Annotated in this window: 1 protein-coding gene; it reads right to left on the reverse strand. The window is 72.0% G+C overall.

Annotation, left to right across the window (positions count from 1 at the left end):
* Positions 1–213 precede the first annotated feature (213 nt).
* Positions 214–1,068: a Cof-type HAD-IIB family hydrolase gene (locus BFF77_RS32170; protein ID WP_066957099.1), complete on the reverse strand. Its 855-nt coding sequence runs from the start codon at positions 1,066–1,068 to the stop codon at positions 214–216.
* Positions 1,069–1,174 lie beyond the last annotated feature (106 nt).

The raw sequence follows: 1,174 nt of genomic DNA on the forward strand, positions 1-1,174 counted from the left end.
GGGGACGAGGGTGGGGCCCCGGCGGCTGCGAGTGGCGGCTCGTCGGCCGTGCCGGCTCGTGACTTGTCTGCCGCGCCGGTCGTGGCTCGCGGGACGTGCGCGCGTGGCTTGCCGGCCGTGCGCGCGTGCTGGACGTGCGGCTCGTGTACGCAGGCTGTGCCGCTCGTGTGGGCTGGCTGTGCGGCTCGTGCGGGCTGTGCCGCTCGCGTGGACCTAGAGCCGCGCGAGAATCTGCTCGATGACGATCGCGACGCCGTCCTCGTCGTTCGTGGCCGTGCGTCCGGAGGCGGCGGCGAGTACGTCCGGATGGGCGTTGCCCATCGCGTACGAGGTGCCCGCCCAGGCCAGCATCTCCAGATCGTTGGGCATGTCCCCGAAGGCGACGACCTCGTCGGACGAGACACCGCGCTCGGCGCAGCAGAGCGCGAGCGTGCTGGCCTTGCTCACTCCCAGGGCGCTGATCTCCAGCAGCGCGGTGGGGCTCGACCGGGTGATGGTGGCGCGATCCCCGGCCGCCGTACGGGCCAGGGTGAGGAAACCGTCGGGGGTCAGGTCCGGGTGCTGGGCGAGCAGTTTGACGACCGGGCCCGCGGACGCCTCGTACTCCTCGTGCTCTTCCTGGAGGAGCTTCTCCGCGGTGGCGATTGTCGCGCCCGGGTCCTCCAGGAAAGGCGGGTAGGCCGGCTCGTAGCTGATGCCGTTGGTCATCTCCACGGCGAAGGCCGTTCCCGGGGCGGCGTCGCGCAGGGTCTGTACGACGTACAGCGCGGTCTCCCGGTCCAGCGGACGGACCTTCAGCAGCTCTCCGCCGGCGCGCAGATCGACCACCGCGGCGCCGTTGGCGCAGATGGCCATGCCGTGGCCGTGCACATGGTCGCTGACGACGCCCATCCAGCGGGCCGGGCGCCCGGTGACGAAGAAGACCTCGACGCCCGCCTCCTCGGCGCCTTTGAGCGCGGCGATCGTACGGTCCGAGACGGACTTGTCGTGGCGCAGCAGCGTGCCGTCCAGATCGGTGGCGATCAGCCGGGGCCGGGCGGGGAGCGGGGAGTCAGCAGGCGAGGTCACGGCGCCATTCTCCCGTACGGCTGTGCACGGGCGTGCGGAGGGGCGCACATCTGAGAGGTCGTAGGAGAAGCCGTACCGGGCGGGCAGTCACCGGACGGAGAGGGAG

Source organism: Streptomyces lushanensis (genome assembly GCF_001700515.1).
In the GTDB taxonomy this organism is placed as follows: domain Bacteria; phylum Actinomycetota; class Actinomycetes; order Streptomycetales; family Streptomycetaceae; genus Streptomyces; species Streptomyces lushanensis.